The 1,940-nt window shown below is 70.7% G+C and carries 3 protein-coding genes; 2 read left to right on the top strand and 1 reads right to left on the bottom strand.

Annotated features, from left to right (window positions below):
- Positions 1-546: IclR family transcriptional regulator (locus tag ACM2XV_RS14860; RefSeq protein ID WP_487027496.1), on the bottom strand; the 546-nt coding region annotated here is incomplete at its 3' end.
- A gap of 122 nt (positions 547-668) precedes the next feature.
- On the opposite strand from ACM2XV_RS14860, the gene dhaK reads away from it, so the two are divergent.
- Both dhaK and ACM2XV_RS14850 read left to right on the top strand, forming a co-directional pair.
- Positions 669-1,667 (top strand): dihydroxyacetone kinase subunit DhaK, encoded by a 999-nt coding sequence (gene dhaK / locus ACM2XV_RS14855; RefSeq protein WP_344776529.1) that lies wholly within the window; start codon positions 669-671, stop codon positions 1,665-1,667.
- Positions 1,668-1,670: 3 nt separating this feature from the next.
- Positions 1,671-1,940: DAK2 domain-containing protein (locus ACM2XV_RS14850; RefSeq protein WP_487027495.1), on the top strand; the 270-nt coding region annotated here is incomplete at its 3' end.

Raw genomic sequence — 1,940 nt, 5'->3', positions numbered from 1 at the left:
CTGCCCGAACTGCTGCTCGAGCTCGCGGGGGCTCGTGAGGGTGTCGCCGGTGAGGGCCCGCAGCTGCCGCGCGGCACCGCTGCCGCTGCCCAGCACCGTCTGCGCGAGCTCTGCGTTGTAGGCGAGCAGCACCTTCCCGAGCGCCGAGGCGTGCGCGGGGATCGAGAGCCCCGTCTCGGGCATCTGCTCGGTGCCATCGGGCCGCGGGTCGTGGTGGATGATGATGACCTCGTCGAACAGCTCGACGCCGAGCCGGGTCGCGAGCCGGCTGCGCCGGGCGAGCTCGGCGGTCCAGCGCAGCGCGCGGGCGCGCACGTCGAGCGTGTCGAGGTAGACGTTCGAGAGCTTGAGCAGCGCCGGACCGAGCATGTAGCGGTTGCCGTGCGGCTCTTTCGCCACCAGGCCGTGGCTCTGCAGCGACTTGACGATGCCGTGCACGGTCGAGGGCGGCAGCTCGAGGGCGGCAGCGAGCTCGGCGATGCCGAGATGGCGCGCCCCCTGCAGCGACGTCAGCACCCGCGCCGCGCGGTCGATCGCCTGAATCACCGTGCCTCCTCATCGACGCACGCGCCTCGGGCTGCACATTCGTGCGGGCGCTTGACACCCGATAGTAGCCGCGGAATATTCGGCGATGTCGAATGTGAGCCGGATACCAGAGAGAAGCTCCAATGAAGAAGCTCATCAACACTCCCGACGGAGTGCTCGCCGATTCGCTCGCCGGCTATGCCGCCGCGCACCCCGAGGTCAGGGTCGACCCCGAGAACCGCATCGTCTACCGCGCGACGCCCAAGGAGGCCGGCAAGGTCGCCGTGCTGTCCGGCGGCGGGTCCGGCCACGAGCCGCTGCACGGCGGCTATGTCGGGCTGGGGATGCTGGACGCCGCGGTCGCCGGAGAGGTGTTCACCTCGCCCACGCCCGACCAGGTGCAGGAGGCGACCAAGACGGTCGACACCGGCGCCGGCGTGCTGCACATCGTGAAGAACTACACGGGCGACGTCATGAACTTCGACATGGCCTCAGAGCTCGCGGCCGCCGAGTCGGGCGTGCAGGTCGAGACGGTGGTCGTCGCCGACGACGTCGCCGTGCAGGACTCGCTCTACACGGCAGGGCGGCGCGGCGTGGGCACCACGGTGCTGCTCGAGAAGATCGTGGGCGCCGCGGCCGAGGAAGGCCGCGATCTGGCATCCGTCGCCGCGCTCGCCCATCGCGTGAACGAGGCGGGCCGCTCGATGGGCATGGCGCTCACGAGCTGCACCGTGCCCGCGGCGGGCAAGCCGACGTTCGACCTGCCCGACGACCAGATGGAGATCGGCATCGGCATCCACGGCGAGCCGGGGCGGCATCGGCAGGCGCTCGCGCCGGCATCCGACATCGCCCAGCTCTTGGTCGAGCCGATCCTCGCCGACCTCGACTTCACGGGGGCGCCGGTCATCGCGATGCTGAACGGCATGGGCGGCTCGCCGCTCATCGAGCTGTACCTGATGTACGGCGAGGTCGCGAAGCTGCTCGAGGCCGCCGGTGTGACCGTGGCCCGGCCGCTGGTCGGGAACTACATCACCTCGCTCGACATGGCGGGCTGCTCGCTGACGCTGCTGCGAGCCGACGACGAGATCTTGAGACTGTGGGACGCGCCCGTTGTGACGCCCGGCCTGCGCTGGGGGGCCTGAGCAGTGGCGGATGTCTCGCTGGACCTGCTGACCGAGTGGCTGCGCCGCTTCCAGAGCCTCGTCGCCGATAACCGGGTGTACCTGACCGAGCTCGACTCGGCGATCGGCGACGCGGACCACGGGGCGAACATGGACCGCGGAATGGCGGCCGTGGTCGCGAAACTGCAGGAGGCCCCGCCGACCGCCGTCGACGACCTGTTCAAGCGCGCGGGCATGACGCTCGTGTCGACGGTCGGCGGGGCGAGCGGGCCGCTCTACGGCACGTTCTTCCTG

Source organism: Gryllotalpicola sp. CP2-P1 (assembly GCF_057512245.1).
Note: the sequence above shows the minus strand (reverse complement) of the source record. Positions and strands in the feature narration are given on the sequence as shown.